This window comes from Sphingopyxis sp. GW821-FHT10B01 (assembly GCF_059415685.1).
Genome location: NZ_JBWKNS010000002.1, coordinates 855,691 through 879,765 on the forward strand (window position 1 = coordinate 855,691; position 24,075 = coordinate 879,765).

Here is a 24,075-nt window from a genome sequence, read left to right on the forward strand (position 1 = left end):
TCCTGTCAGGCGGCCGGTTTGCCGCGCCGCCGCGTCAGCATGGCGACCAGATCCTTGTCAAGCGCGCCGACGAGGAAGGCGACCGCGAAAAACACCGCGCCGCCGGCGCCCACCAGCGCCACGAGCGACCAGATGCGGTCGAATATGCCGCCCCCATAATAAGGCTTCAGCATCGGCAGCATCCACCACAGCAGTGCTGACATCGCGGCGACGGCGACCAGTTGCCGCGCGATTCGGCTCGCGAGCCTGGCCGTGAAATGGAACCAGCCGCGGCGGTGGAGCACGGTATAGAGCAGGACGCAGTTGAGCGAGGCCGACACCGCAGTCGCCCCCGCCAGCCCGACGATGCCATAATGTTCGACAACATAAATATTGATCGCAATATTGACGATCAGCGCGGCAAGCGCGGTCCATACCGGGGTGCGCATATCCTCGCGCGCGAAGAAGCCGGGGTTCAAAATCTTGACGATGACATAGGCGGGCAGCCCGGCGACGAGCGCCGCGACGATCTGCGCCATGATCGCGCCGTCGGCATCGGTGAATTTTCCGCCGACGAAAAAGGCGGTGACGAAAGCGGGCGCGCAGATCGCGAGGGCGGCGGCAGCGGGCAGCGTCAGCAGCGTTGCGATCTCGAACGCATTGCCCTGCAACCGCTGCGCCTCATGCGCGTCGCCGCTGTGGATATGGCGCGACAGCATCGGCAGGATCGCAGTGCCGAGCGCGATGCCGACGATGCCGAGCGGCATCTGGTTGAGCCGGTCGGCGAGCTTGAGAAGCGTGAGCGATCCCTGCGGCAGCGAGGTCGCGAAGAAAGTGTCGACGAACTGGCTGATCTGGTAAATCCCGGCGCCAAAGGTCGCGGGCAGGATCAGTAGGCCGAGCCGCTTCACCTCGGGGGTGAATTTCGGCAGGCGCCAGTGAAGCCGCAGCCCGGCGCGCCGCACCGACCAGACAAGATAGGCGAGCTGTGCCGCGCCTGCGAGGCTGACCGACACGGCAAGCGCGGTGGCGACGATGCGATCATCGCCGCTGTCTCCGCGCAGCCACCAGCCCGCCGTGATGCCGCCGATCAGCACGATGTTGAGCAGCACCGGGGCGAAGGCGCCGGGGGCAAAGCGCGACCGCGCGTTGAGCAGGCCCGACAGCATCGCCACGAGGCTGATCAGCCCGAGATAGGGAAAGGTCAGCCGGCTCAGATAGACCGCGAGCTCGAACTTGCCGGGCACGTCCTCGAAATCGCGCGCGAGCAGCCAGACGATCGCCGGCATGACGATCATCATGATCGCGGAGAAGGCCAGCAACACCCACAGGAAGACCGAGAGCACATCGTCGGCAAATTTCGCCGCCGCTTCCTCGCCGCCACCCTCGCTTTCGCTCCCGTGCAGCGCGCGGCTGTACATAGGCACGAAAGCGACCGAGAACGCCCCCTCGGCGAACAGGCGGCGAAAGGTGTTGGGAAGTGTGAAGGCGAGTTGGAAGGCGTCGGCCGCGAGGCCGGCGCCCAACACGCGCGCGAGCAGCATGTCGCGGGCAAAACCGAACACGCGGCTGATCATCGTCAGCCCGCCGATCGTCCCGACATTTTTGATCAGGCTGCTCATCCTGTCAGCCCGCCCAAATCATGCAGGTCAGGCTTGGCCAACCGTCACGTCGCCCGCTTGCTCGGCTTCGACCTGCTGGACCTGCTGCATAAACAGGCCGTGGAAATCGATCGGCTCGAGCAGCAGCGGCGGGAAGCCGCCGTCGCGAACGGCGTCGGCGACGACGCGGCGTGCGAAGGGGAACAGGATGCGCGGCGCTTCGGCGAGGAAGAAGGGCTGAAGCTGGTCGTCGGGCACGTTGCGGACGCCGAACAGGCCGGCATATTTCAGGTCGATCACGAAGCTCGTGCCCTGATCGGTCTTTGACGTGACGTCGATCTTCAACGTCACTTCGTACAGATTGTCGCCGACGCTGTCGGCGGCGATGTTGAACTGGACGTCAACCTGCGGTGCGTCCTGCCACTGATAAACGGCGGGTGCGTTCGGATTTTCGAACGACAGATCTTTCACATATTGCGAGATCAGGCCGATCGCCGGGCTTGTGTCTTCGCCATTGGGCTGAAGGGCGGGGTTGTTGATGTCGGCGCTGGTCTCGTCAGCCATGGTGATGAAGCTTTCACTGAAAAGATGGAAACAATATCCGGGCCGCGGAACGTGTCAGAACCGCGGCGGACGGTTGCCGCGGCGCTTAGCAGCGCCCGGCAGCCAGCACAATGGCCCCCTATCCCATGGCATAGTTAAGGGCGAATCGTTGACCTGCCGCGCCGCAGCGGCCATGGCTATTTGAAACTAGGCGCCGGATCGCCTATGTATCAGCCGAGATGTTTCCATTGCCCGCATTGGACTTTTGCCCGTGACTGCTTTTTCGATCGTCCTGCTCGCCATGATTGCCGCCTTCCTCGGCATGCGGCTCTATTCGGTGCTCGGCAAACGCACCGGGCACGAACAGGAACCCGTGCTGCCGCGCCGCGACGAGCGTGCGACCGCCTCGCCGGTCCGGCTCGACGAGAGCGATGGCTCGACGGCAAGTCCCGCGGTCCCTGACACATCGGGTCTGGTCTATGAACCCGCCGCCGAGGCTGGCCTCCGCCAATTGCTCGCGAGCGACCGCAACTTTGACGCGGGCCGGTTCATGGAGGGCGCCGAGGCAGCCTATCGCATGATCCTCGAAGCCTTTTGGGCGGGCGACCGCGCTACGCTGCGCGACCTCTGCGACGACGACAGCTACGACGCCTTTGCCGAAGCGATCGCCGCGCGCGAAGCCCGCGGCGAAAAACTCGACAACCGCCTGATGGGGATCGATTCGGCGAAGATCACCGCGGTCGAGCTGAACCGCAACGAAGCGCGTGTCACGGTACGCTATCGTGCCGACATTAGCGCGGTCACGCGCGATGCCGACGGCAAGCTGATCGCGGGTTCGATGAGCGACGCGTCGCAGACCGACGATCTGTGGACCTTCCGTCGTCAGATCGGCAGCAACGACCCCAACTGGGTGCTCGACGAAGCCGAATCGGCCTGATTCCATGCCCGCGGACATGACGGCCGCGCCGCGCCGCGCGCGCGTTTCCGGATTCGTTCTGCTTGCCATCCTGCCGCTGCTTTCGGGCTGTGCTTCGGTTGTTCCCGATGGCGCCGCCGGTGCGGTCCCCGCCACGCCGCCGGTCGCTGCGAAGCCGCCGCCCACCCCCGTCGGCACGCCGCGTCCGTATCGGCCGCGCCCGTCCGAAACCGGCACGATCGCGTCGACCCCGGTTCCCGCCACCCCCAATCCGCCGCTCGTCGTGCCGCCGGGTCCGGCCGACGCGACCAGCGCCGCGACCGCGGGCGTGGTCGCGGGTCCCGATGTCGCCGCGCTCGGCGTTTCGGCCGAACGGGCGAGCGCCGCGCTCGGCGCCTTTCGCATCAGCTGCCCCTCGGTCCAGCGCCGCGCCGACACCAGCGGGCTGACGCAAAACGCCGACTGGACCGAAAGCTGCGAGGCGGCGAAGCGCTGGCCGGACAGCGACGCTGCGGCCTTTTTTGCCCGCTATTTCGGTACGGTGCAGGTCGGCGCGGGCACGGCTTTCGTCACCGGCTATTATGAACCCGAAATCGCGGCGTCGCGGACGAAGAGCGCGGATTATGACATCCCCATCTATCGCCGCCCCGCCGACCTCGTCGAAGCCGACCTCGGCCTGTTCTCGGACGATCTGAAGGGCCGCAAGATTCGCGGCCGCGTCGATGGCTCGAATTTTATACGCTATTTTGACCGGACCGCGATCGAAAGCGGCGCGCTTGACGGGCGCGGGCTCGAAATCGCGTGGGCCGCCGATGCCGCCGAATTCTTCTTCCTGCAAATCCAGGGCTCGGGCCGCCTGCGCCTGCCCGACGGCGGGATCATGCGTATCGGCTATGATACGCAGAACGGCCGCGGCTATGTTGGCATCGGCAAGCTGCTGCTCGACCGCGGCGAGCTCCAGCGCGGTCAAGCGTCGATGCAGGGCATCCTCGACTATCTGCGTGCTGACCCCGTACGCGGCGCCGCGGTGATGAACGAGAATCCCAGCTGGGTCTTTTTCCGCGAGCTGACCGGCCCTGGTCCGCTCGGCGCGCTCGGCGTTCCGGTGACGGGCCGCGCGAGCGTCGCCGTCGACCCCAAATATGTGCCGCTGGGGGCGCCCGTCCTCCTGTCGCTCGACCGCGCCGAACCGAATGGCTTGTGGATCGCGCAGGACACCGGCGGCGCGATCAAGGGCGCCAATCGCTTCGACAGCTTCTGGGGCGCGGGCGACGACGCGCGCGCGATCGCCGGCGGCATGGCGGGACGCGGCTCGGCGCTGCTGCTGCTGCCGCGCGCCAGCATCGCGCGGCTGATCCCGGCGCTTTGACGCTGCCATGGCGCGGCGACTTGCTCCCGACGAAAATGCGCTGTGGAAGAAGGTGGCGGCGACGGTAAAGCCGCTGGCCAAGGCGAAATCGCCGCTCGCGCCCGTCGCGCCGCCCACCGTAAGCCCGCCAAAGCCGACGCCGCGCAGCACCGCCGTGCCCGCTGCCCCGCTCCGTCCCGCCGCGAAGCTTCCTCCGCCGCGCCGTACGCATGGCGCTGCGACGCTCGACGGCCATTGGGACCGGCGCCTGCGCAAGGGAATGGTGCGGCCCGATATCAGCATCGACCTTCACGGTCATACGCTGGCCTCGGCGCAGGCCTTGCTCGACGAGGCGATCGGCCGCGGGCTGATGCGCGGCGCGCGCGTGTTGCTGGTGGTGGCAGGGCGGCTGCGTCCGGGCGCCGACCGCCTGCCGCAGATGCACGGCGACCCGCGACCGCGCGGCGCCATCCGCGCGTCGCTACCCGACTGGCTCGCTTATTCGCCCTACGCCGACCAGGTCGTCGCGCTGCGGCCTGCGCATATCAGCCATGGCGGCGCGGGGGCAGTCTATGTGATCCTGCGCCGGGCGCGCGAGGATTAAAGGAACCCGCGCATCAAGATGCCGCGATAGATGGCGGTCAGCGTGTGCAGATCCTCCACCGCAACCGCCTCGTCGAGCTTGTGCATCGTCGCATTGGTCAGCCCGAACTCGACCACCGGGCAAAGTGCATGGAGAAAGCGCGCGTCGGATGTGCCGCCGGTCGTCGACATGTCGGGCATCACGTCGGTTTCGGCATGGATCGCCTCGGCGACCAGTCCCGACAGATCGCCCGGGGGGGTCAGGAAGGCTTCGCCCGAAATCTTTCCGACGATCTTCGCGTTCGGTTCGACCTTGTGCGCGATGCGTTCGATCAGCGCGACGAGGTCGGCGCCGCGGTGCTGGTCGTTGAAGCGGATCGACAGCCGCGCCCGCGCCGACGCGGGGATGACGTTGGTCGCGCCATTGCCGACCTCGATATCGGTGAATTCGATGTTCGACGGCTGGAACCAGTCGTTGCCGCTATCGAGCACGACCGCGTCGATCGCCGCGAGGATCTTGACCAGCTTGGGGATCGGATTGTCGGCGAGATGCGGATAGGCGACATGCCCCTGCGTTCCGGGCACGTCGATCCAGATATTGACCGACCCGCGCCGCCCGATCTTCACCATGTCGCCGAGCCGGTTGACCGACGTCGGCTCGCCGACGACGATCATGTCGGGGCGGATGCCGCGCGCGTCCATATGTTCCATCAACGCGCGGGTGCCGAAGATTGCGGGACCTTCCTCGTCGCCGGTAATGATCAGGCTGATCGTTCCGGCGTCGACCGGGGTTGCGGCCGCAGCGGCGGCAAAGGCGGCGATCGAACCCTTCATGTCGACCGCGCCGCGCCCATAGAGCAGGTCGCCGCGTATCTCGGGGGCAAAGGCGTCGCCGGTCCAGCCGATACCCGGCGGCACGACGTCGAGATGCCCGGCAAAGCCGAAATGCTTCGGACCTTTGCCCGTCCGGACCGCGAGCAGATTCTCGACCGGCCCGTCGGGTTCGATGCCGTCGATAAAGCGCTCGACGGTAAAGCCGAGCGGCGTCAGCGCGGCCTCCAGCACATCGAACACGGGTCCGGTGGCGGGGGTGATGCTCGGCGCGGCGATCAGCGCCTTGGCAAGCTCGACAGGATCGACGGTCATGGTCATGCCGCTCCCTTACCCCCTCGCCGATACCCAAGTCGAGGCTTTGCATCGCGCCGGCTTTGTGCGAAACAAAGGCAGAACAAAATCCCGAGGACTGCCATGCCCAAGCTCGATCTCGATACGATCCCGCAAACCAACACCACCGGCTATCCCGCGCCCTATGATGCGCCGGTCCAGGGCCGCTGGTACCGGCGGCTCGCCCCCGCGACGGGACTCAGCGATTTTGCCGCGAGCCATGTCGTGCTCAAACCCGGCGCCTGGTCGTCGCAGCGTCACTGGCATGACGGCGAGGACGAGATGCTGGTGATGATTTCGGGTGAGGCGGTGCTGATCGAGGACGACGGCCGCTCGCCGATGCGCCCGGGCGATATCGCGGTGTGGCCGAAGGGCAGCACCAACGGCCACCACCTCGTCAATGAATCGGACGCCGACTGCGTCTTCGTCGCGCTGGGCGGCGGCAAGAAATATGACACCGGCGGCGGCTATTCGGACATCGACATGCTGTTCACGCCCGACGGCTATTTCCACAAGGACGGCACGCCCTATCCGACGACGCGGATTCCGTGATGATCCTCTGTGGTTGCGACGGCTTTGGGGGGAAGCGGACGGGAAATTACCCCCGCTTCGTCATCCCGGACTTGATCCGGGATCCATAGCTGCGCCGTCGTCGTGGATCCCCTATCAAGTCCGGGATGACGATGAAGGGAAGGGCAACTATCGGTCGTTTCTGGACGTTCCCTCATCCGTTCGTGTCGAGCGAAGTCGAGACACCCTTCGACCTTGCGCCGCGCCGATGGGCCTCTCGACTTCGCTCGATGCGAACGGGAACAGGCGTGTCTCCAACCGGTCGATAGGCGACGATCGTTATCCTTCGACCGGCCCCTCGAACTTTTCGATGATCCAGTCCTCGGCCTGCGCGCCGCCGATCCATTCCTGCATGCACGGGTGGCTGATCACCGCCTGCGCATAAGCGGCGGCAAAGCGCGGCAGCGGGATCGAATAGGTGATGAAGCGGGTGACGACGGGCGCGAACATGATGTCGGCGGCCGACCAGCTGCCAAAGAGGAAATCTCCGCCGCCGCCGAACCGCGCGCGCGCCTCGGCCCAGATCTGGAAGATGCGGATCACATCGGCCTGAACCTCGGGCAGCAACTCGGCGGGGGGATAGATGCGGCGGATGTTCATGCTGTGGTTGCGGCGGAGCGCGGCAAAGCTCGAATGCATTTCGGCGGCCATCGACCGCGCCATCGCGCGCGCCGCCATATCCTCGGGCCAATAGCCCTTGGTTCCGCCGGTCTTTTCGTTGAGATAATCGATGATCGCGAGGCTGTCCCACACGACGATATCCTCGCCGTCCCACAGGATCGGGACCTTGCCGCCCGACGGCGCGAACTCGTCGCCCTCGCGCCGGTTGCTCCAGTCCTCGTCATAGAGGGGGACGGTGACTTCCTCGAACGGCATGCCGCTATGCTTGACCGCCAGCCAGCCGCGCAGGCTCCAGCTTGAATATGCCTTGTTGCCGAGGAAGAGTTTCATAACGAGCTCGAACTCCAAAAATCCGTTCGCATCGAGCGAAGTCGAGATGCCCCTCGATCTTGCGCTATCCCGATGGGTGTCTCGACTTCGCTCGACACGAACGGCCGAGGAGTCAAGTCGCCGGGCGCCTTCTAAATTTCGACCGCTTCCAGCACCGCGGTCCGCAGCTCGGCGATCCCCATGCCTTTCTCGCTGCTCGTCACGATCACTTGCGGGTGCGCGGCGGCGTGTTTGCGCGCCTCGACCTCGGTCGCCGCCAGCACGGCAGCAAGCTCGGTCGCCTTCACCTTGTCGGCCTTGGTCAGGACGATGCGATAGCTGACCGCCCCGACGTCGAGCATTTCGAGCACTTCGCGATCGACGTCCTTCATGCCGTGACGGCTGTCGATCAGCACGAGGGTGCGTTTCAGCACCACGCGCCCGCGCACATAGTCGTTGATCAGATATCGCCATTTCTTGACGACATCCTTCGGCGCCTTGGCAAAGCCATAGCCCGGCATGTCGACGAGGCGGAAGATTAGCGGGTTCTCGCCGACGTCGAAATAGTTGAGTTCCTGCGTGCGCCCCGGGGTGACCGAGGTGCGCGCCAGATTGTTGCGGTTCGTCAGTGCGTTGAGCAGCGACGACTTGCCGACGTTCGAGCGGCCCGCGAACGCGATTTCGGGCACGCTCGGCGCCGGCAGATGCTCGAGCGCGGGCGCCGATTTCAGGAAGGTGATCGGTCCCGAGAACAGCTTGCGCGCGCGCTCTGCCCGTTCGGGATCGGCACCGGGTTCAAGTTCGATTTCGCTCACTTGGCTGGTGCCGCCTTCAGCTGCGGGAATTTGCGGTACATCCACTGCTGCTGCGCGATCGACAGCAGGTTGTTGGTGATCCAGTAAAGCAGCAGGCCCGCCGCGAACGGCGCCATGATGAACATGAACAGCCACGGCATGATCTTGAACACCTGCTGCTGCACCGGATCGGTCGCTTGCGGGTTCAGACGGAACTGCAGGAACATCGTGATGCCCAGGATCACCGCGAGGATGCCGATCGACAGGATCGACGGCGGGGTGAAGGGCAGCAGGCCGAACAGGTTGAGGATGTGCAGCGGATCGGGCGCCGACAGATCCTTGATCCACAGGATGAACGGCTGGTGCCGCATTTCGATCGTCAGCATCAGCACCTTGTAGAGGGCATAGAAGATCGGGATCTGGATCACGATCGGCAGACAGCCGGCGAGCGGATTGATCTTCTCTTCCTTATAGAGCTTCATCAGCTCCTGCTGCTGCTTGGGCTTGTCGTCCTTATAGCGTTCCTGCAGCGCCTTCATCTTCGGCTGGACAAGGCGCATCTGCGCCATCGATCCGAACTGGCGCTGCGCGATCGGGAACATCAGCGCACGGATGATCAGCGTCAGCACCATGATCGCGACGCCGAAATTGCCGACCTGCTTGAACAACCAGTCGAGCAGCTTGAAGATCGGGACCTCGAAAAATTCGAACCAGCCCCAGTCGATCGCGTTCGACAGGCGGGTGATGCCCTGATCGTCCTGATAGTGCGACAGCGTGCTGACTTCCTTGGCGCCGGCAAAGACGCGGCTGGTCGTCGTGATCTGCTTGCCCGGCGCAACCTCGACGAGATCGCGGGCAAAGGCGGCACGATAGGCGCCGCCGGGCAGCGAATTGAACGCGGCCGAGACTTTTTCGCCCTTCGCCGGGACAACCGCGGCAAGCCAATATTTGTCGGTGAAGCCGAGCCAGCCGGCCGAGGTGTAGGAAACGGTGTTGCCCGCCGCCTCTTCCAGCTCGTCATAGTTGGTGAAGTTCGACTTGCCGTCGAGATATCCGGTCGGGCCGACGTGGATCGTCCAGCTGTCCTGTTCGTGCGGATCGGTCGGCTTGCCGGTGCGGTCGATATAGGTCCCGCTGCGCACCGCGACCGGCGTGGTGCCGGTGTTGGCGATCGTCTGCTTCGCGGTGATCAGATAATCGCTGTCGATGCTGTATTCGATGCGGAACGTCTGTCCGGCGCCGTTCGCCCAGCTCAGCGTGACCGGCGTCGACGGGGTCAATTTCGTGCCCGTGGCGGTCCACAGCGTGGTCGGGCCCGGCACGACGACGCCCTGCGCCGACCAGCCGATGCTGGCGAAATAGGCGGCCTTGGTTCCGGCGGGCGCGAACAGACGCACCGGCGGCGAATCCTTCTTGATCGTCTGGCGATATTTGCTGAGCGTGATGTCGTCGACGCGCGCGCCGACAAGGTTGATCGATCCCTTGATCGCGGGGGTGTCGATGGGGATACGATTGCCTTCGCCGAGCACGGCCTCGATCGGGCGGATCGGCTGCGCCGTGGCGGGCGCGGGGACACCGGGAGCGGGCAGCGCGGCGGGCTGGCCCGGCACCGCGGCCGGCGCCGCGCCGTCGTGCCCCGCGACCGTCTTGGTCACATCGGGTTTGTCGGGCGTGGGGAAGAATTTGTCTGCGACGAAATTCCAGCCGATCAGGATTGCCACCGACAGCAGGATGGCCGTGATCATGTTACGCTTGTCGTCCACGCTCGTTGGTCTCTCTTCGTATCAAAAAGTCGGGGATGACCCGTTCAGGGAACGGGGTCGTGGCCGTGGCCCCCCCAAGGATGGCAGCGCAATAGCCGCTTTGTCGCCAGCCAGCCACCCTTGATCGCACCGTGGCGCTGGAGCGCGGTGATCGCATAGGCGCTGCACGATGGCGAATAGCGGCAGGTCGGTGGCAGGATGCGCGACGGGCCGATTTGCCAGCCGCGCGCGATCAGGATCAGCAATTTCGCGATCATGCCGGTTTTACGAGCTTCTTCGCCGCGCGTTTCAGCGCCGAATCGAGATGGTCGCCAAGCTCGGCAAAGACGATGTCGTTGCCGCCCGGGCGGCCGATCAGCACATGGTCGGCGCCGGCAACACCCGATTCGGGCAAGGCGGCGCGGCACAATTCGCGCAGCCGGCGTTTCATCCGGTTGCGGGTGACGGAATTGCCGACCTTCTTGCTGACGGTATAGCCGATGCCCAGCGAATCGTCGCCGTCGCCGCGCTGGCGGACGAGCAGGACAAAGCCGGGCATGGGAAAGCGAAGGCCGCGGTTGGCGGCCAGAAATTCGCTACGTTTTGAAAGCGTTCGCACCAGTTTGACTGGCGCAGAAACGTCAGCGATCAGGCCGACAGCTTCTTGCGGCCCTGGGCGCGGCGGTTGGCGAGAATCTTGCGGCCACCGACCGTCGCCTTGCGGGCGCGGAAACCGTGGCGACGGGCGCGCACGAGGTTGCTCGGTTGAAAGGTACGCTTCATCGCGGTTGTCCCTAATTCTCGTCAAAGGCTTTAACAGAAAAGGGCCGCCAAACGTGGGCGGCCACTGATGGAGGCGCGGATAAGCGAGAGTCGGTGCAAAGTCAATTGTCATTGGGACGGTTTTCCAGCGTTTCGCCTTCCGCCGCCGACAGTGCCTCGCGCTCGCGCCGCCGCGCCGCGCTGGTGCGCCGCATCAACCGGTCGGTCCAGCCGGCGTAGCGCGGGTGGCGCCGTTTGAAGCGGACATAGACGCGTTTTGCCCATTCGCTGTTCTGCAAGCTCAGCATCAGCCCCGCGGGAAACAGGATGATGAAGCCGGGGCCGGGCAGCGGACCGAGCAGCGGCGCCGCGATCATCAGCAGGATGCCGAGGCAGAACAGCCCCGTTCGTACCTGCGGGTTCGTGCGCAATCGCTGATAGAGGCTGCGTTTCGCCATAGGGGCGATGTGGGGTGAGGGGCGGCGTGTTACAAGGATAGTACGGCGAGTATCGAGCGCGCGCTTCTATCTCTTCGTCACCCTGAACTTGTTTCAGGGTCCATGGCCCGCCATTTCATACGGCGCGGCGTAGAATTGGAGGTCCGGCCATGGATGCTGAAACAAGTTCAGCATGACGAGCGTGGGAGGTTAATTCAGCGCCACGAAGCGCGCCATATCGTCGCGCGTCAGATAGCGGACGTCGTCGAACGGGGTGCTGTTGGTCAGCGCATAGAATTCGCGCGCCTTGGCGTCGTCCAGCCCCATTTCGCGGTAATAGCCCAGATATTCGGCGTGGACCGGATCGTTCGCCGGATAGTCGTTCGCCTCGCGGCCATATTCGTCGGCCCAGCTGTGGACGCCGAATTCGGCATCGGGCGCCGCGCGGCGGGTGACGCCGGCCAGCCACAGTTCGACCGCGCCCGAGCGGATCGAGCCGCCTGCCGGAACGACGGTTTCCATGCCCGCCCGGCGAATTGCCCGCGCGAGGATCAGATTGGCTTCTTCGTCGAGGCTGCCCGGACAATCGACCATCTCGAGCCGCTTGATTCCGGGGAAGGCGGCGCGCATCGCCGCGAACTGGCGCGGCGTTGCCGAGGTGACGTCGCCCGCCATGCGGACGGTCGCGCCGTCGATCACCGAAAAGGGCCCGAAGCGCGCTTTCGCATGACCGAGCGTCGCGAACGTGGCGTTCGGGGCATAGCGGCGTGTCGCTGCGAAACCGGCGTCTTCGGCGAGTGCCTCGTCATCGAGCAACGCGGCGTCTTCGTCGATATAGTCTTTGCCGTCGTCGTCGCCCGCGTCGGCATAGGTCCATGTCACCGTCGTGGTGGTGATCGTCATGACCTGCTGCGCATGCGCCGGCGCGAACGCGAGCACCGCCGCCAAGGCGGCGACGATGAGCGTGCGGAGGATGGCGGACGGCGAAACCATGCGTCCGCCTTCGCGCGTGCGCGCCTATCAAATGGCGAACAGGCAGCGTCAGCGCCGCGTTAACCCCGATATGGGACGCAAGCTGTTCCCCGGCGAAAGCCGGGGCCAGAGGTGCAGTGCGACTGTCGTGGACCCCGGCTTTCGCCGGGGCACACATATTGTTCAGTCGCGATCGGGCGCCCCGAGCGGGAAGAAGGGACGGTACGGCCGGGCATCCTCGATGCAGCGCGATACCGTCGGATGCGCGAGCAGCCGCGCGCGATAAGCGCGCAGATTCTCGTACTGTTCGGGAATCCGGTGGGTCCAGTCGGCGTAGAAGAGCGATGGCGCGGCCGCGCAATCGGCCAGCGTAAAGCCATAAGGCGTCGCCCAGCCGCCGCCCGCCAGCTCGCCGTCGAGCCAGCGATAGATGGTATCGAGCTTTGCCTTCGCCTGTTCGACGATCAGCGGCACATGGTTTTCGGGGCCGCGCAGCGCGTTGTTCACCACCTCCTGCATCCTGCCCATCACATGATTGTCGAACACACGGTCGAGCAGCCGGACCTTCAGTGCCGCGTCGAAATCCTGCGGGATCATTCGCGGTTCGGGCACCAGATGATCGAGATATTCGATGATGATCGACGATTCGAAATGCGGCACGCCATCATGGACGAGCAAGGGGAATTGCCCGATGGGCCAATGCGCCTTGAGTTCGTCGCCGTGGCGCGGGGTATCGGGGCCAAGGACGCGATAGTCGAATTCGATCCCCTTCTCGTAGAGCGCGATCAGCACCTTCCACGTGTAGGAGGAGAAGGGGTGGCCATAAAAAATCAGCATCAATTGCTATCCTTGCGCGTCAACCAGGCGAGCGGCCAGCCGACAAAGAAAATGTGCGGAAAGAGCGCGATCGCGCCCTTGACGAGATCGGCGGGGGGGAAGGGCACGCCGAAGCGCAGCGGCAGCACGATGCCGTTCATGACATAATAGAGGATCAGCCCATAAATCGTGCCCGCCAGCCACCACGGCTGCCGCGCGATTGCCGGAATGCGGCGGACGGCGAAGAACCAGAAAGCGACCATTGCGCCCATGATCGCATAGTGCGTCGCGAGGCCGGCGATATCGCCGCCGATGCCCCATTGCGGCGCACCGTCGCCAAACGGCCCGCTGGCAACGGCGTGGAGCATAGAGGAGACGGTGCCGCCGCGCAGCACGCTCGACACCGCCGCATAGACGATGTCGAGCGTGCCGCAGAGGGCCCATGCGAAGAGTGCCGGGTTACGCCGCACCGACGGCTTCGCCCCGCACCGCGGCCTCGATTGTCGCGATATCGATCTTGTGCATCGTCATCATCGCGTCGAAGGCACGCTTCGCGACTTCGGGGTCGCCGCCCATCGTCGCGTCGGTCAGCACGCGCGGGGTGATCTGCCAGTTGAGGCCCCATTTGTCCTTGCACCAGCCGCACGCGCTTTCCTTGCCGCCGTTGCCGACGATCGCGTTCCAGTAGCGGTCGGTTTCTTCCTGCGTGTCGGTATGGACCTGAAAGGAAAAGGCTTCGCTGTGCGGGAAGACCGGACCGCCGTTGAGCCCGACGCACGGGATGCCGAGGACGGTGAAATCGACGGTCAGCGCGTCGCCCTTCTTGCCGCCGGGGAAGTCGCCCGGCGCCTTGTGGACCGCGCCCACGCGGCTGTTCGGGAAGGTCGCGGCATAGAAATTGGCGGCCTCTTCTGCATCCTTGTCGTACCAGAGGCAGAGGCTCACGGGCTGGGTTGTCGGTTGCTGTGTCATCATTTCTCTCCTTTGATGGGCCCGCCGATCGCCCAGAGATGGCCGAACGGATCCTTTATCTGGGCATAGCGATCCCCCCAGAACATATTGTCGAGCGGCATGACGACGCTCGCGCCTGCGGCGACCGCGCGCTCGAACCAGGCATCGGCATCGTCGACGTGCAGGTGCAAAGTCACCCCGTCGGGGGGACCGCTTTCATTCGCGACATATTCGGGAAACTCGTCGTGCATCATCAGCGACGCGCCGTTGATCGTCAGATGCGCGTGCATCAATCGCACGCCGTCGTCGGCGGGCATGCGCATATTCTCGGTCGCGCCGAACGCCTTGATGTAGAAATCGATCGCTTCGCTCGCACGCTTGTCGGCGATGGCGATATGCGGGGTCAGTCCCGTCGTCGGGCGCTGGTTTTCCATCGTCTCTCTCCTCCGGTTATTTGCGCGGGCCGACGAAGCCGACCGGCGCGCCCTGCGGGTCGATCGCGTTCATCGCATATTCGCCGCCGGGGATTTCCATCGGTTCGTTGGTGATCGTGCCGCCGTTCGCGGCTACGGCATCCCGCGCGCGGTCGATATCGTCGACCCCGATGTAGAAATTCCACACCGGGACCGGATAGCCCTCCATGAGCGGCATCACCGCGCCGAGACCGACCTCGCCGCGCTGGATGAAGCGATACGCGCCCAGCTCGCCCATCGGCATTTCGCCTTCCTGTCCCCAGCCGAAATGCTTTTTGTAAAAGGCGATGGCGGCGTCGGGGTCGCTGGTGGCAAGTTCGTTCCAGCGCATATGCTGTGCCTCGGTCACCGAAAAAACATCGCTTTCCATGCCTTCGCTGCCCTCGGGCGGTTTGGGGTCCATGACATAGAAGGGCGCGCCCTGCGGATCGGCGACCATCGCGATGCGCCCGACGGGGATATCCATCGGCGGCATCTGGACGCTGCCGCCGTCGGCCTTGATCGCCGCGACTGCGGCATCGACGTCGGCGACGTGAAGATAGCCGATCCAGATCGGCCGGGCGCCGCCTGCGAGCATGTCGGCGTTCAGCGCCAGCACCCCGCCCGCATGGCCGCCGTCGCTGCGGCCGATCATGCGATAGTCGACGCCGCCGGCGGCTTGTTCGCCTTGCGGCGCGATCGACCAGCCGACGACCGCGCCGTAAAAGGACGCCGCGCTCGCGGGATCGGGGGTCATAAGTTCGTACCAGATGAAATTGGATGCTTCGGTCATCGTCGCTCTCCTCGCTGTCTTAATTTCGATCAGATCAGGCCGGGGCAGAAGGGGGCTGCCGGGCCGAACACGGGATGCTTGGCGGCGGCGCCTCGATCCGGCGGCGCCGCGCGAACGCGTCGGCGAACGGTCCGGCCCGCATGGCGCAATATTCGGGGCTTTCGCCGGGGACGGACAGAGGTTCCATATCCCGATTCCTTCTGCGTTCATTATAGCCGGTGCAGCCGCAGCGGCGTCACATTTTCGCGCGCGATCAGCCCACGCGCCTCAAGATCGAGCTGAACGCCCTTCAGCCACCAGCCGGCCTTCGCGCCGCCGGGGAACAACGCCTCGGGCAGCAGCGGCAGCACCCGCATCTTGATCTCGGCGACGGTCAAGCCGGGCTGGCTCTTGGGCACCGACGCAAGCAGCGCCTCTTTCATCGCGTCATATTTGGCCTTCTCGACCCGCACGACATGGCTGGGGCTGACGACATTGAGCATTTCGATGCGTTCGACGACGGCCTTGCTCATCGTGCATATCCCTTCGTCGCTTCGATCGGCGGGGCGCGGAAACCCATCGCGGCCCATGCGGTCAGCAACCGCCACATGAATTTGCCCGACGGCGAGGCATAATTGGGGATGTCGCCGGACAGCTCGACCCCTTCGCGCCGGTCGCCGACCATGGTCCGCATCTCGGCCGCGGGGCGCTCGCTTTCCGGGATACGCCCCGAATAGACGCTCAGCCAATGGCCTTTGGTGAATTCGAGCGCGATCGGCGAATTGCAGCATCGCGACACAAATCGCCGCGTCGGCGAATCGGGTTTCAACCGATGCTCGCCGAGCTGGTCCGACCCCGACAGCCACGCGATGCGATCCTTGCGGACCAGCACATAGGGGGTTCCGCCGTCGGTGCCGACCACCCCCGGCGCACCGGGGAGCCTGTCGAACGCCGCCCCGGCCGCCTGACAGCTATGACAATAGCAGGTCGCCGCGACGATCGGCTTGCCGGTGAGTTCGAGCGTCACTGCGCCGCACCGGCACGACGCGGTGCGCCGTTCGGTGCTGGGGCTGCGTGCGTCGTTGCGGGCCATCTCGATCTCCTCGTCTGTCCGGCAGGTCATGCTTCCAGCGCGGCCATCGTCTCAGCGATCGTTGCCGGCGCTTTGGGGCGCGTGTAAATCGACGCCAGATAGGCGCGCAGCGCGGGGGCATCGTCGAGCATGTCTTCGAGGCTCGCCCAATCGAGCGTGTAGGCGGCGTTGAAATCGGCGACCGTCAACTGCCCGCCGACGACAAAGTCGCGCGCCTGCATATGCTGCTCGAACACCGCGATCATCCGTTGGCAATCGCGCTTCGCCAGCGCAATTTCTGCGGCCGATTGCTCGTCGGGCGCATAGAGGAAGCTGTGCAACGCGATCCGCCACAGCGGCCCTTCGATCTCGGTCATCAGGAAAAACAGCCAGCGATACATTTGGGCGCGCGCTTCGGGGGTGTCGGGGATCAGGCCGCCACCGGGAAACCGGTCGCCATATTTGTCGGCGAGATAGAGCTGGATAGCCGCCGATTCGCTCACCACCTGATCGCCGTCGACCAGAACCGGCAGCTTCGCGGCGGGATTGAGCGCCAGAAATTCGGGCGTCAGCTGTTCGCCGGCGCCGAGGTCGATCGGGATGATTTCATGGGCGAGGTCGAGTTCGTTCAAGAGCCACATCGCGCGCAACGCGCGGGTGGGCGGGGTTCCATAAAGTTTCATCATCTTTCGGGTCCTTCCTCTCGATCCTCCCTGTCGCGGGGCAACGGGGAGGGCGCGCGGCGAAGCGGTGGTGGAAAGGCGGGCTCCACCATGAGCGGCTCCGCCGCTGCCCCCTCCCCATGGCTGCGCCACGGGGAGGAACGGGCTGTCAGGCTTCGACGATCGGCGCGAAGCCGCCATAGATCATGCGCGCGCCGTCGAACGGGGTGTTCTCGGGATCGGGCTTCATCCGCTCATCGGTCATCATCTTTTCCCAGCCGGCGGTGCGTGCTTCCTTGCTCGGCCATTCGACCCAGCTGTAAACGACGGTTTCGCCGTCCTTCTTGTGCGCGGCGCGGGCATAGTCGGTGACCTTGCCGTCGGGAACATCGTCGCCCCACGCCTCGACGACGCGCGTCGCGCCATAGTCGCGGAACACCTCGGACGCCTTCTCGGCCATCGCGCGATAGGCTTCCTTGTTGCCGTCGGGGACGGGCACGAGATAGCCGTCGACATAGGCGGTCGAGCCTGCGGCGCGGTCGTCGACGATCGAGTCGAATCCGCCGATGATCATGCGCTTGCCGTCGAACGGCATCTCGCCGCCCATCGCCGCCATGCGGGGGTCGCTCATCATCTTTTCGGTCGCGGCATCGCGCGTCGCCTTGTCGGGATATTCGAACCAGCTGAACACGACGGTCTCGTCGGGTTTCGCCTGCACGGCGCCCTTGAAGTCGTTCACCTTGCCGTCGGGCACGTCGTCGCCCCAGCATTCGACCATGCGCGCGACGCCGAACTCCTTGAACAGCGGCGCCGCTTCGGCGGCATGTTTGCGATAGGCTTCCTTGTTGGCGGTCGGCACCGCGACCACAAATCCTTCTACATAGGTCATCTTGTCTCTCCTTCTTCCCTTCTCAACCCCTCCTCTTCAGAGGAGGGGCAGCGAGACTTGGGCGTTTGCGCCCTAGTCGCAGCGGGGTGGTGGTCGAGGCATCACGCCCAGCTGCCTTCACCACCCCAACCCCTCCTCTGAAGAGGAGGGGTTTTCTCTATTGCGCGGCGGGCGGTCCCGCTTCTTCGCTGAAGGCGGCCAGCTGCGCGTCCATCGCGCGCTGGAAGGCGGGGCGGGCGAGGCAGCGACCCAGATAGGCCTGCAACCGTGGCTGCTCGGCGATCAGGCCGGCCTCGACGGCTTCGCGCAGCACGGTCGCCATCGCGATGTCGGCGACGGTGAATTCGCCCGTCAGATAGTCTTTGTCGCCGATTGCGTCGTTCAGGCGGCCGAGCCGACCCTGGATGAACTCGATCAGGCTCGGACGGCGCAGCTTCGCCCATTCCTCTTCGGCCGCGAAGATGTCGACATTGCCGAGCTCGAACAGCATCGGCTCGACGCTGTTATAGGCGGCGAACAGCCAGGCGAGCGTGTTGGCGCGTGCCTGTGCGTCGCGGGGCATCAGCCGCGCGTCCTTTTCGGCGAGGTGGAGCAGGATGGCGCCGCTTTCGAACAGGCGGATACCGCCGTCGTTCAGCACCGGCACCTGCCCCCAGGGCTGGAACAGGAAATGATCGGCGGGGCGGTTGATCGCGCTGATCAGATGCTCGGCATAATCGAGCCCGATTTCCTCGCACGCCCAGCGCGGGCGGAGGTCGCGGACATAGCCGCGGGCGAAGTCGGGAACCCAGTTGAAGGCGGTGACTTCGAGTTTGCTGTCGGGATTTACAGGCATGATCTAGTTCCTCTCGCTTTAGCTTCTCTGTCGTCATCCCGGCCTTCGCCGGGGTGACGACAGATATGGGACGGCGGCTAGCTCCTCTTCCCTTTGATCCAGGCGACGATCGACATCGCGTGGCCGTGGCCAAGGTCATAATCCTGCTTCAGCCAGTCGATGATCGCGCCGGCCTTGACGCCCGGAGCGAGGCCGCTTTCGTCGGCGAGGCCCTTGTCGATCGCGATCGCCTTCAGCGCTTCGGCCGATTTGCCGGTCTTGGTTTCGACATTGTCGATATAGGCTTGGAAACTCATGCGCTCGCTCCCGTCCGCAGCGGGATCAGCGCGCGGAGGCGCGGGTCGCGCAGCCACAGTCCGCCCCACAGCATCAGGCCGAGGTAGACGCCGAACAGGCAGTGGCTGAACAGCGGGCTGCCGATCCGCACATGGGTCGCGATCGCGCCGCCGAGATAGCCGGTGATCAGGATCGCACCGAGGATCGCGGTGCGCGGCCAGATATAAAGCAGGGTCGGGATCAGCAGCAGGACCGCGAGCATCGTCATCGTCGGGACGTCGAGCGGCCATCCGAGGCTGGGCGGCGTGTATTTGATCGCCGTTTCGGGCGACACCAGCTTGAGCCCGGCATCGAAGAGCAGGAAGAGGATCACTAGGCCGCTTAAAATATGGCCCGCGATCAACTGACCCTTGCCGGTTTGTTGGTCTGTCATCCTCTTCCTCCTCCCTATGCTCTGCTTATGCCGATGCTTCGGCGGGTTCGCCGGCGGGGATTGCGGCGGGGTCCATCCACATCACTTCCCAGATATGGCCATCGGGATCCTCGAAGCTGCGGCCGTACATGAAGCCGAAATCCTGCGTCGGGGTCGGGTCGGCCTTGCCGCCCGCGGCGGTCGCTTTTTCGACCTGAGCATCGACCGCCTCGCGGTTGTCGGCCGAGACGCAGAGCAGGACCTGCGCGGTGGTGTGCGCGTCGGGGATCGTTTTCGACGTGAAGGTCGCCCATTTGGCGTGGGTCAGCAGCATGACGTGGATCGACCCTTCGGCGACGACCATGCAGGCCGCGGTGTCGTCGGTGAAGGCGGGGTTGTTCACCGCGCCGACCGCTTCGTAAAAGGCCTTCGACTTGTCGAGGTCGGTGACCGGCAGGTTCACAAAAATCATCTGGGGCATCGTCTTCTCTCCTTTGGGGGGTGTTGATTGTTGAAGTCAGCGTGCGCGGCGCGCAGCGGCAATTATCTGTCGCATCATGACGTGCTTCCCGCGCCGAACAGCATCCGGACATAACGCTTCAAATGGGTGACCGTGCCGCGTGCAATCGCCGGGTCGTTCGTCGTTTTCGCCAGAACGAAGGCGCCCTGCAGCACCGACTGGACATGCTGGGCGAGGCCGATCGCGGTGATGTCCTCGGGCACGCCGTAAACTTTCATCGCAGCGGCGATGTCGGGGGCGAGCGCCTGGCAATAGGCGTTGATGCTCGCCTCGCACGCCGCGCGGATGCGGTCGTTGGTCGAATAGGCTTCCTGCACCATCGTGCCGACGAAGCAGGTATAATCCTCGGTTGGGCCGTCGAGCATCGCCAGGCGGAAATCGATATGGCCGAGCAACCGGTCGAGCGGGTCCTCGAGCCGGACGTGCGGCGCGAGTTCGAACATCGGCCGCGCGCGCTCGGTCCAGCCTTCGGCGGCGGCAACCGCCAGATCTTCCTTCGATGCGAAATGATGGAAGAAGGCACCTTTGGTCACGCCCGCGGCGGCACAGATCTGGTCGACCGTCGTTGCCGAATAGCCCTGCTTGCGCACCGTGGCATGCGCCGCGGCGATCAGCTTCGCGCGCGCGCTGCCCCGCGGAGCGCGGGTCGATGCGGTTTCGGAGGAGGGGTGATTCGGCGTCATGCGACTCGACATACCGACTAGTTGGTATGTTGTCAAATGCGCGATCGACCATATGCTCCGCGGCACCTTCGCCAACTTCCGAAAAAGACTCGACCTTCCCGCCGCCGGGCCTAAAGAAGAGATCGGAACAAAGGGGGCACATTGTGCTGTTCCGGGGGAAATATGGTCGCAGTCGTTTCCACTGTTGCGTATCTCGGCATCGACGCCCGCGGGGTCGAGGTGCAGTGCCAGGTCACCCCCGGCGTGCCGCGCTTCGTCGTTGTCGGCCTGCCCGACAAGGCGGTGGGCGAAAGCCGCGAGCGCGTGCGCGCCGCGATCGCCGCGATCGGCCTGTCGCTCCCTCCCAAGGTTATCACCGTCAACCTGTCGCCCGCCGACCTGCCCAAGGAAGGCTCGCACTATGATCTGCCGATCGCGCTCGCTCTGCTGGGCGCGATGGGGGTCGTCGATCCCGAGACGCTTGCCGCCTACGTGGTCGTTGGCGAACTCGGGCTCGACGGGCGGGTGGCGCCGTCGCCGGGCGTCCTGCTCGCCGCCATTCATGCTGGCAGCGTCGAGCGCGGCCTGATCTGTCCCGCGGTGCAGGGCCCCGAGGCGGCGTGGGCGGGTAATGTCGAGGTGCTCGGCGCGCCCGACCTCCTGTCGCTGCTCAACCATTTCAAGGGCAATGCCTTGCTGGCGCCGCCGGTGCCGGGCGAGGTCGAGGTGCCGGTTCGCACCGCCGACCTGCGCCAGGTGAAAGGGCAGGAGACGGCAAAGCGCGCGCTCGAAATCGCCGCGGCCGGCGCACATAATCTGATGATGTCGGGGCCGCCCGGCGCGGGCAAGTCGCTGATGGCGGCGTGTATGCCGGGCATATTGCCCGACCTCACCCCCGCCGAAGCGCTCGAAGTATCGATGATCGCGTCGGTCGCGGGCGGGCTCGAAGGCGGTCGCCTCGTCCGTGCGCGGCCGTTCCGCAGCCCGCATCATTCGGCGTCGATGCCCGCGCTCGTCGGCGGCGGGCTGCGTGTCCGCCCGGGAGAGGTCAGCCTCGCGCATCTCGGCGTCTTGTTCCTCGACGAACTGCCCGAGTTCCAGCGCGGGGTGCTCGATTCGCTGCGCCAGCCGCTCGAAACGGGCGAGGTCAGCGTCGCGCGCGCCAATGCGCATGTCACCTTCCCGGCGCGCGTCCAGCTTGTCGCCGCGATGAATCCGTGCCGCTGCGGCCATCTCGGCGACCCCGCGCTCGCGTGCAGCCGGGCGCCGCGCTGCGCCGCCGATTATCAGGCAAAGCTGTCGGGGCCGCTGCTCGACCGCATCGACCTGCATGTCGAGGTGCAGGCGGTCAGCGCCGCCGATGTGAAACTCGGAAGCTAGTGCGAATATCGGAAGCTAGTGCGAATATGGCGATCTTCTTCGCTATAAGAATCCCGAAATTTTCCATTACACGACAATGATTTATCTTGGAGATCATAAAAAACGCGAAAGCTAGTGCGACTAGATTCAGCGGAAAAATTGGCTGATTTTCCGATCATTTTTTCGCCGCGTTCGGTTCACTCTTTCTCCTGCCGCGCAAGTCCTGCGGCGTGTGAAGGAGAACGAAAATGCGTGCGGATTTTACCGTGCTGGAGGGCGGCAGCAGCCGCTCGATCTTCGACAGGAAGATGCTGCGCCGCGTTGACTTGCGCGAGGGAAGCACCGGAGAAGGCGTCACCGACATTCCACAGGCGGTCGCTTCGGTAGTCGCCCTCCGGACCACAGGCGCTTCTCCCGATTCCGACGCGATCGTCGAGCTTGCTCTGCGCCGCATTCATTTTGACGGCAGCGGTATCGTTACGCGGATTGAGCCTGGATACGTCTGGCGCGAAGATCCCGGTCAACCGATCCCGAATGACGTGACAAGCCTAGCGTACGAACCACACTTCGATTTCTTCGCTGACATCTTGCATGAGATCACATGTCAGCTCGCGCCAAGCGATCAGGATGCGCATTATTTCGGCGCGCTCCCATGCTTCGGGATAGAGCTCACTCAACGCCTCTTCACCCTCGCGTTTTGTAAAGCGGCGTTCGCCAAATTTTCCGGCAAGTAGATCGCTGGCAGTGAAGTCGGGGTCTCTTTGATATTCCCTCGCAAGCAATAACGCGTTCCTGAGGTAGGCCGTCTGTAGATGGCCTTCATGCAGGACACGGAATGCAGCCCTTATGTCCCTGCAAAACTCTCTGGCGGCATGAAAGCCATCCTCGAACTTCGCGCGGTCCTTCTCCAGCATCTTTCGTGGCTTCGTTTCGATGATGAAGCGTTCCGGATATGGATTCTCGATCGACTGGAAGATGCAGGCAATATCCGGCGTATATTGTCGCTTCTGGCCGGCCATTTCATATCGGATGATCGGCTGGGTGATCAGATCCGAGAGCGTCGGCACGAATGCGATTTGCTTTACGGCGAGGGATTCGAGGTTCGATTCCACCCACTGCGGCCCGGAAGGAGCCGTGAGTGGTATTTGACTTCGGAAAGATTGCGCAGTCTTGCCGATCTTCCGCTGCTCGAATTCGTCTTTGAGCGCCACGAATGCCCTTCTAGCGGCCAAGGAAGAGGGTCGCCCCTTTAAACTGGTCGCACTAGCTTTCTCTCTTGAGCAAAGTAGTGTCACTGTCTTTCATGATATTCGCACTAGCTTTCGTTTTTTTGGAGGTGATATCGACGGTGGAGTCGCACAAGCTTCCGAGATTCACAGCCGACCTCGTCCTGCCGCCGCCTCCCGAGGGCAGCGCCGAGGTCGCGGCACGCGTTGCGGCGGCGCGCGGCGCGCAGACCGCGCGCTATGCCGGGCACAAGGCGCGGACCAACGCCGAAATCGACGGCGAATTGCTCGAAGCGGTCGCGACCCCCGACGAGGCCGGGCGCCAGCTACTGGCGCAGGCCGCCGAAGCGATGCGGCTGTCGGCGCGCGGCTATACGCGGATCCTGCGCGTGGCGCGGACCATCGCCGACCTTGCGGGCGCCGCGGACATCGGGCGCATCCATATCGCCGAGGCGCTCAGCTATCGGCGGCAGGCGCCGAGGAACTGATGCCTATGGATGCCGGGATCGTCTTCGAAGCCGCGATCATCGAATGGCGCGGGCCGGCGCCCTTTCTCTTTGCCGCTGTTCCCGACGAGCATGTCGGCGCCATCCGCCATGCCGCGATGACCGCGAGCTATGGCTGGGGGGTCGTGCCGGTGGTGGCAACGATCGGGGAAAGCGAATTTGCGACCTCGCTCTTCCCGCGCGACGGAAGCTATCTGCTGCCAATCAAGGTCGCGGTCCGGAAATCGGAGCGGGTCGGTCTGGGCGACCGGATCGAAGTCAGAATGCGGGTCGGCCGCCGCGATCGGCGCTGAGCCGCGGGTTTCCTGATGATGGTAAACATTTC

At 64.8% G+C, this 24,075-nt stretch carries 32 protein-coding genes and 2 pseudogenes; 7 read left to right on the forward strand and 27 right to left on the reverse strand.

Going from position 1 to position 24,075, the window contains the following annotated elements; genetic code table 11:
• Positions 1-5: 5 nt before the first annotated feature.
• Both murJ and secB read right to left on the reverse strand, forming a co-directional pair.
• The gene (murJ, locus tag AC07NV_RS08505; RefSeq protein ID WP_495165882.1) at positions 6-1,601 is read right to left on the reverse strand and encodes a murein biosynthesis integral membrane protein MurJ; all 1,596 of its coding nucleotides are present in this window, start codon (positions 1,599-1,601) and stop codon (positions 6-8) included.
• Between the two features lie 27 nt (positions 1,602-1,628).
• Positions 1,629-2,144, reverse strand: coding sequence for a protein-export chaperone SecB (secB, locus tag AC07NV_RS08510; RefSeq protein ID WP_495165883.1), 516 nt, complete (start codon positions 2,142-2,144; stop codon positions 1,629-1,631).
• Positions 2,145-2,394: 250 nt separating this feature from the next.
• Here secB and AC07NV_RS08515 point away from each other — a divergent pair, with 250 nt between their 5' ends.
• From AC07NV_RS08515 to AC07NV_RS08525, 3 genes are read left to right on the forward strand one after another with little or no spacing between them, the layout of a single operon-like run.
• Positions 2,395-3,060, forward strand: a complete 666-nt coding sequence (locus AC07NV_RS08515) for a Tim44/TimA family putative adaptor protein (protein ID WP_495165884.1) — start codon at positions 2,395-2,397, stop codon at positions 3,058-3,060.
• A 16-nt stretch (positions 3,061-3,076) separates the two neighbouring features.
• A complete protein-coding gene (mltA, locus tag AC07NV_RS08520; protein ID WP_495165885.1) occupies positions 3,077-4,408 on the forward strand; it encodes a murein transglycosylase A in 1,332 nt (443 codons plus the stop codon).
• Positions 4,409-4,415: 7 nt separating this feature from the next.
• Positions 4,416-4,991, forward strand: coding sequence for a Smr/MutS family protein (locus AC07NV_RS08525; protein WP_495165886.1), 576 nt, complete (start codon positions 4,416-4,418; stop codon positions 4,989-4,991).
• Here the strand turns inward: AC07NV_RS08525 and dapE are convergent.
• A complete protein-coding gene (gene dapE, locus AC07NV_RS08530) occupies positions 4,988-6,121 on the reverse strand; it encodes a succinyl-diaminopimelate desuccinylase (protein WP_495165887.1) in 1,134 nt (377 codons plus the stop codon). The genes AC07NV_RS08525 and dapE overlap by 4 nt on opposite strands.
• 96 nt (positions 6,122-6,217) lie before the next feature.
• Between dapE and AC07NV_RS08535 the strand changes: the two genes are divergently transcribed.
• A complete protein-coding gene (locus AC07NV_RS08535; protein ID WP_495165888.1) occupies positions 6,218-6,685 on the forward strand; it encodes a cupin domain-containing protein in 468 nt (155 codons plus the stop codon).
• A gap of 297 nt (positions 6,686-6,982) precedes the next feature.
• Here AC07NV_RS08535 and AC07NV_RS08540 read toward each other — a convergent pair whose 3' ends face one another.
• From AC07NV_RS08540 to AC07NV_RS08645, 22 genes are all read right to left on the reverse strand, one after another.
• Positions 6,983-7,654: a glutathione S-transferase family protein gene (locus tag AC07NV_RS08540; protein WP_495165889.1), complete on the reverse strand. Its 672-nt coding sequence runs from the start codon at positions 7,652-7,654 to the stop codon at positions 6,983-6,985.
• A gap of 131 nt (positions 7,655-7,785) precedes the next feature.
• A complete protein-coding gene (gene yihA / locus AC07NV_RS08545; protein WP_495165890.1) occupies positions 7,786-8,448 on the reverse strand; it encodes a ribosome biogenesis GTP-binding protein YihA/YsxC in 663 nt (220 codons plus the stop codon).
• The gene (gene yidC, locus AC07NV_RS08550) at positions 8,445-10,190 is read right to left on the reverse strand and encodes a membrane protein insertase YidC (RefSeq protein ID WP_495165891.1); all 1,746 of its coding nucleotides are present in this window, start codon (positions 10,188-10,190) and stop codon (positions 8,445-8,447) included. Before yidC ends, yihA begins: the two co-directional genes overlap by 4 nt.
• 44 nt (positions 10,191-10,234) lie before the next feature.
• Positions 10,235-10,447 (reverse strand): membrane protein insertion efficiency factor YidD, encoded by a 213-nt coding sequence (gene yidD, locus AC07NV_RS08555; protein ID WP_039570339.1) that lies wholly within the window; start codon positions 10,445-10,447, stop codon positions 10,235-10,237.
• A complete protein-coding gene (gene rnpA, locus AC07NV_RS08560; protein ID WP_495165892.1) occupies positions 10,444-10,788 on the reverse strand; it encodes a ribonuclease P protein component in 345 nt (114 codons plus the stop codon). The genes yidD and rnpA overlap by 4 nt, the downstream gene beginning before the upstream one ends.
• A gap of 29 nt (positions 10,789-10,817) precedes the next feature.
• Positions 10,818-10,952, reverse strand: coding sequence for a 50S ribosomal protein L34 (rpmH, locus tag AC07NV_RS08565; protein WP_039570342.1), 135 nt, complete (start codon positions 10,950-10,952; stop codon positions 10,818-10,820).
• 101 nt (positions 10,953-11,053) lie between these two features.
• Positions 11,054-11,389, reverse strand: a complete 336-nt coding sequence (locus AC07NV_RS08570) for a hypothetical protein (protein ID WP_495165893.1) — start codon at positions 11,387-11,389, stop codon at positions 11,054-11,056.
• 189 nt (positions 11,390-11,578) lie between these two features.
• The gene (locus AC07NV_RS08575) at positions 11,579-12,361 is read right to left on the reverse strand and encodes an alpha/beta hydrolase (RefSeq protein ID WP_495165894.1); all 783 of its coding nucleotides are present in this window, start codon (positions 12,359-12,361) and stop codon (positions 11,579-11,581) included.
• Positions 12,362-12,523: 162 nt separating this feature from the next.
• A complete protein-coding gene (locus tag AC07NV_RS08580; protein WP_495165895.1) occupies positions 12,524-13,177 on the reverse strand; it encodes a glutathione S-transferase family protein in 654 nt (217 codons plus the stop codon).
• Positions 13,177-13,626 (reverse strand): hypothetical protein, encoded by a 450-nt coding sequence (locus AC07NV_RS08585; protein WP_495165896.1) that lies wholly within the window; start codon positions 13,624-13,626, stop codon positions 13,177-13,179. The genes AC07NV_RS08580 and AC07NV_RS08585 overlap by 1 nt, the downstream gene beginning before the upstream one ends.
• Positions 13,616-14,128, reverse strand: coding sequence for a VOC family protein (locus tag AC07NV_RS08590; protein WP_495165897.1), 513 nt, complete (start codon positions 14,126-14,128; stop codon positions 13,616-13,618). The genes AC07NV_RS08585 and AC07NV_RS08590 overlap by 11 nt, the downstream gene beginning before the upstream one ends.
• Positions 14,128-14,541 carry a VOC family protein gene (locus AC07NV_RS08595; RefSeq protein WP_495165898.1) on the reverse strand — a complete coding sequence of 138 codons (414 nt, stop codon included), beginning with the start codon at positions 14,539-14,541 and terminating at the stop codon, positions 14,128-14,130. The genes AC07NV_RS08590 and AC07NV_RS08595 overlap by 1 nt, the downstream gene beginning before the upstream one ends.
• A gap of 16 nt (positions 14,542-14,557) precedes the next feature.
• Positions 14,558-15,352, reverse strand: a complete 795-nt coding sequence (locus AC07NV_RS08600) for a VOC family protein (protein WP_495165899.1) — start codon at positions 15,350-15,352, stop codon at positions 14,558-14,560.
• Positions 15,353-15,561: 209 nt separating this feature from the next.
• Positions 15,562-15,864, reverse strand: coding sequence for a DUF6958 family protein (locus AC07NV_RS08605; protein ID WP_495165900.1), 303 nt, complete (start codon positions 15,862-15,864; stop codon positions 15,562-15,564).
• Positions 15,861-16,424 carry a GFA family protein gene (locus tag AC07NV_RS08610; RefSeq protein WP_495165901.1) on the reverse strand — a complete coding sequence of 188 codons (564 nt, stop codon included), beginning with the start codon at positions 16,422-16,424 and terminating at the stop codon, positions 15,861-15,863. The genes AC07NV_RS08605 and AC07NV_RS08610 overlap by 4 nt, the downstream gene beginning before the upstream one ends.
• Positions 16,425-16,450: 26 nt before the next feature.
• Positions 16,451-17,089, reverse strand: a complete 639-nt coding sequence (locus AC07NV_RS08615) for a glutathione S-transferase family protein (RefSeq protein WP_495165902.1) — start codon at positions 17,087-17,089, stop codon at positions 16,451-16,453.
• 145 nt (positions 17,090-17,234) lie between these two features.
• Positions 17,235-17,954, reverse strand: coding sequence for a DUF1428 domain-containing protein (locus AC07NV_RS08620; RefSeq protein WP_495165903.1), 720 nt, complete (start codon positions 17,952-17,954; stop codon positions 17,235-17,237).
• A gap of 157 nt (positions 17,955-18,111) precedes the next feature.
• Complete coding sequence (locus tag AC07NV_RS08625; protein ID WP_495165904.1) at positions 18,112-18,789, reverse strand: glutathione S-transferase family protein; 678 nt, start codon at positions 18,787-18,789, stop codon at positions 18,112-18,114.
• A 77-nt stretch (positions 18,790-18,866) separates the two neighbouring features.
• The gene (locus AC07NV_RS08630) at positions 18,867-19,085 is read right to left on the reverse strand and encodes a DUF4287 domain-containing protein (RefSeq protein ID WP_495165905.1); all 219 of its coding nucleotides are present in this window, start codon (positions 19,083-19,085) and stop codon (positions 18,867-18,869) included.
• Positions 19,082-19,498, reverse strand: a complete 417-nt coding sequence (locus AC07NV_RS08635; RefSeq protein ID WP_495165906.1) for a DoxX family protein — start codon at positions 19,496-19,498, stop codon at positions 19,082-19,084. Before AC07NV_RS08635 ends, AC07NV_RS08630 begins: the two co-directional genes overlap by 4 nt.
• Positions 19,499-19,523: 25 nt before the next feature.
• The gene (locus tag AC07NV_RS08640; protein WP_495165907.1) at positions 19,524-19,958 is read right to left on the reverse strand and encodes a VOC family protein; all 435 of its coding nucleotides are present in this window, start codon (positions 19,956-19,958) and stop codon (positions 19,524-19,526) included.
• Positions 19,959-20,032: 74 nt separating this feature from the next.
• Positions 20,033-20,680 (reverse strand): TetR/AcrR family transcriptional regulator, encoded by a 648-nt coding sequence (locus AC07NV_RS08645; protein WP_495165908.1) that lies wholly within the window; start codon positions 20,678-20,680, stop codon positions 20,033-20,035.
• A 162-nt stretch (positions 20,681-20,842) separates the two neighbouring features.
• Between AC07NV_RS08645 and AC07NV_RS08650 the strand changes: the two are divergent.
• Positions 20,843-22,030 (forward strand): annotated as a pseudogene (locus AC07NV_RS08650) (YifB family Mg chelatase-like AAA ATPase); the annotation flags it as partial.
• Positions 22,031-22,215: 185 nt separating this feature from the next.
• Here AC07NV_RS08650 and AC07NV_RS08655 read toward each other — a convergent pair.
• Complete coding sequence (locus AC07NV_RS08655; RefSeq protein WP_495165909.1) at positions 22,216-22,542, reverse strand: hypothetical protein; 327 nt, start codon at positions 22,540-22,542, stop codon at positions 22,216-22,218.
• A 24-nt stretch (positions 22,543-22,566) separates the two neighbouring features.
• On the reverse strand, positions 22,567-23,229 hold the full coding sequence (locus tag AC07NV_RS08660; RefSeq protein WP_495165910.1) for a TnsA endonuclease N-terminal domain-containing protein: 663 nt from the start codon (positions 23,227-23,229) through the stop codon (positions 22,567-22,569).
• A gap of 167 nt (positions 23,230-23,396) precedes the next feature.
• Here AC07NV_RS08660 and AC07NV_RS08665 point away from each other — a divergent pair.
• Positions 23,397-23,732: pseudogene (locus AC07NV_RS08665) on the forward strand (magnesium chelatase subunit ChlI family protein); the annotation flags it as partial.
• Positions 23,733-23,737: 5 nt separating this feature from the next.
• Positions 23,738-24,043 carry a DUF1905 domain-containing protein gene (locus AC07NV_RS08670; RefSeq protein WP_495165911.1) on the forward strand — a complete coding sequence of 102 codons (306 nt, stop codon included), beginning with the start codon at positions 23,738-23,740 and terminating at the stop codon, positions 24,041-24,043.
• Positions 24,044-24,075 lie beyond the last annotated feature (32 nt).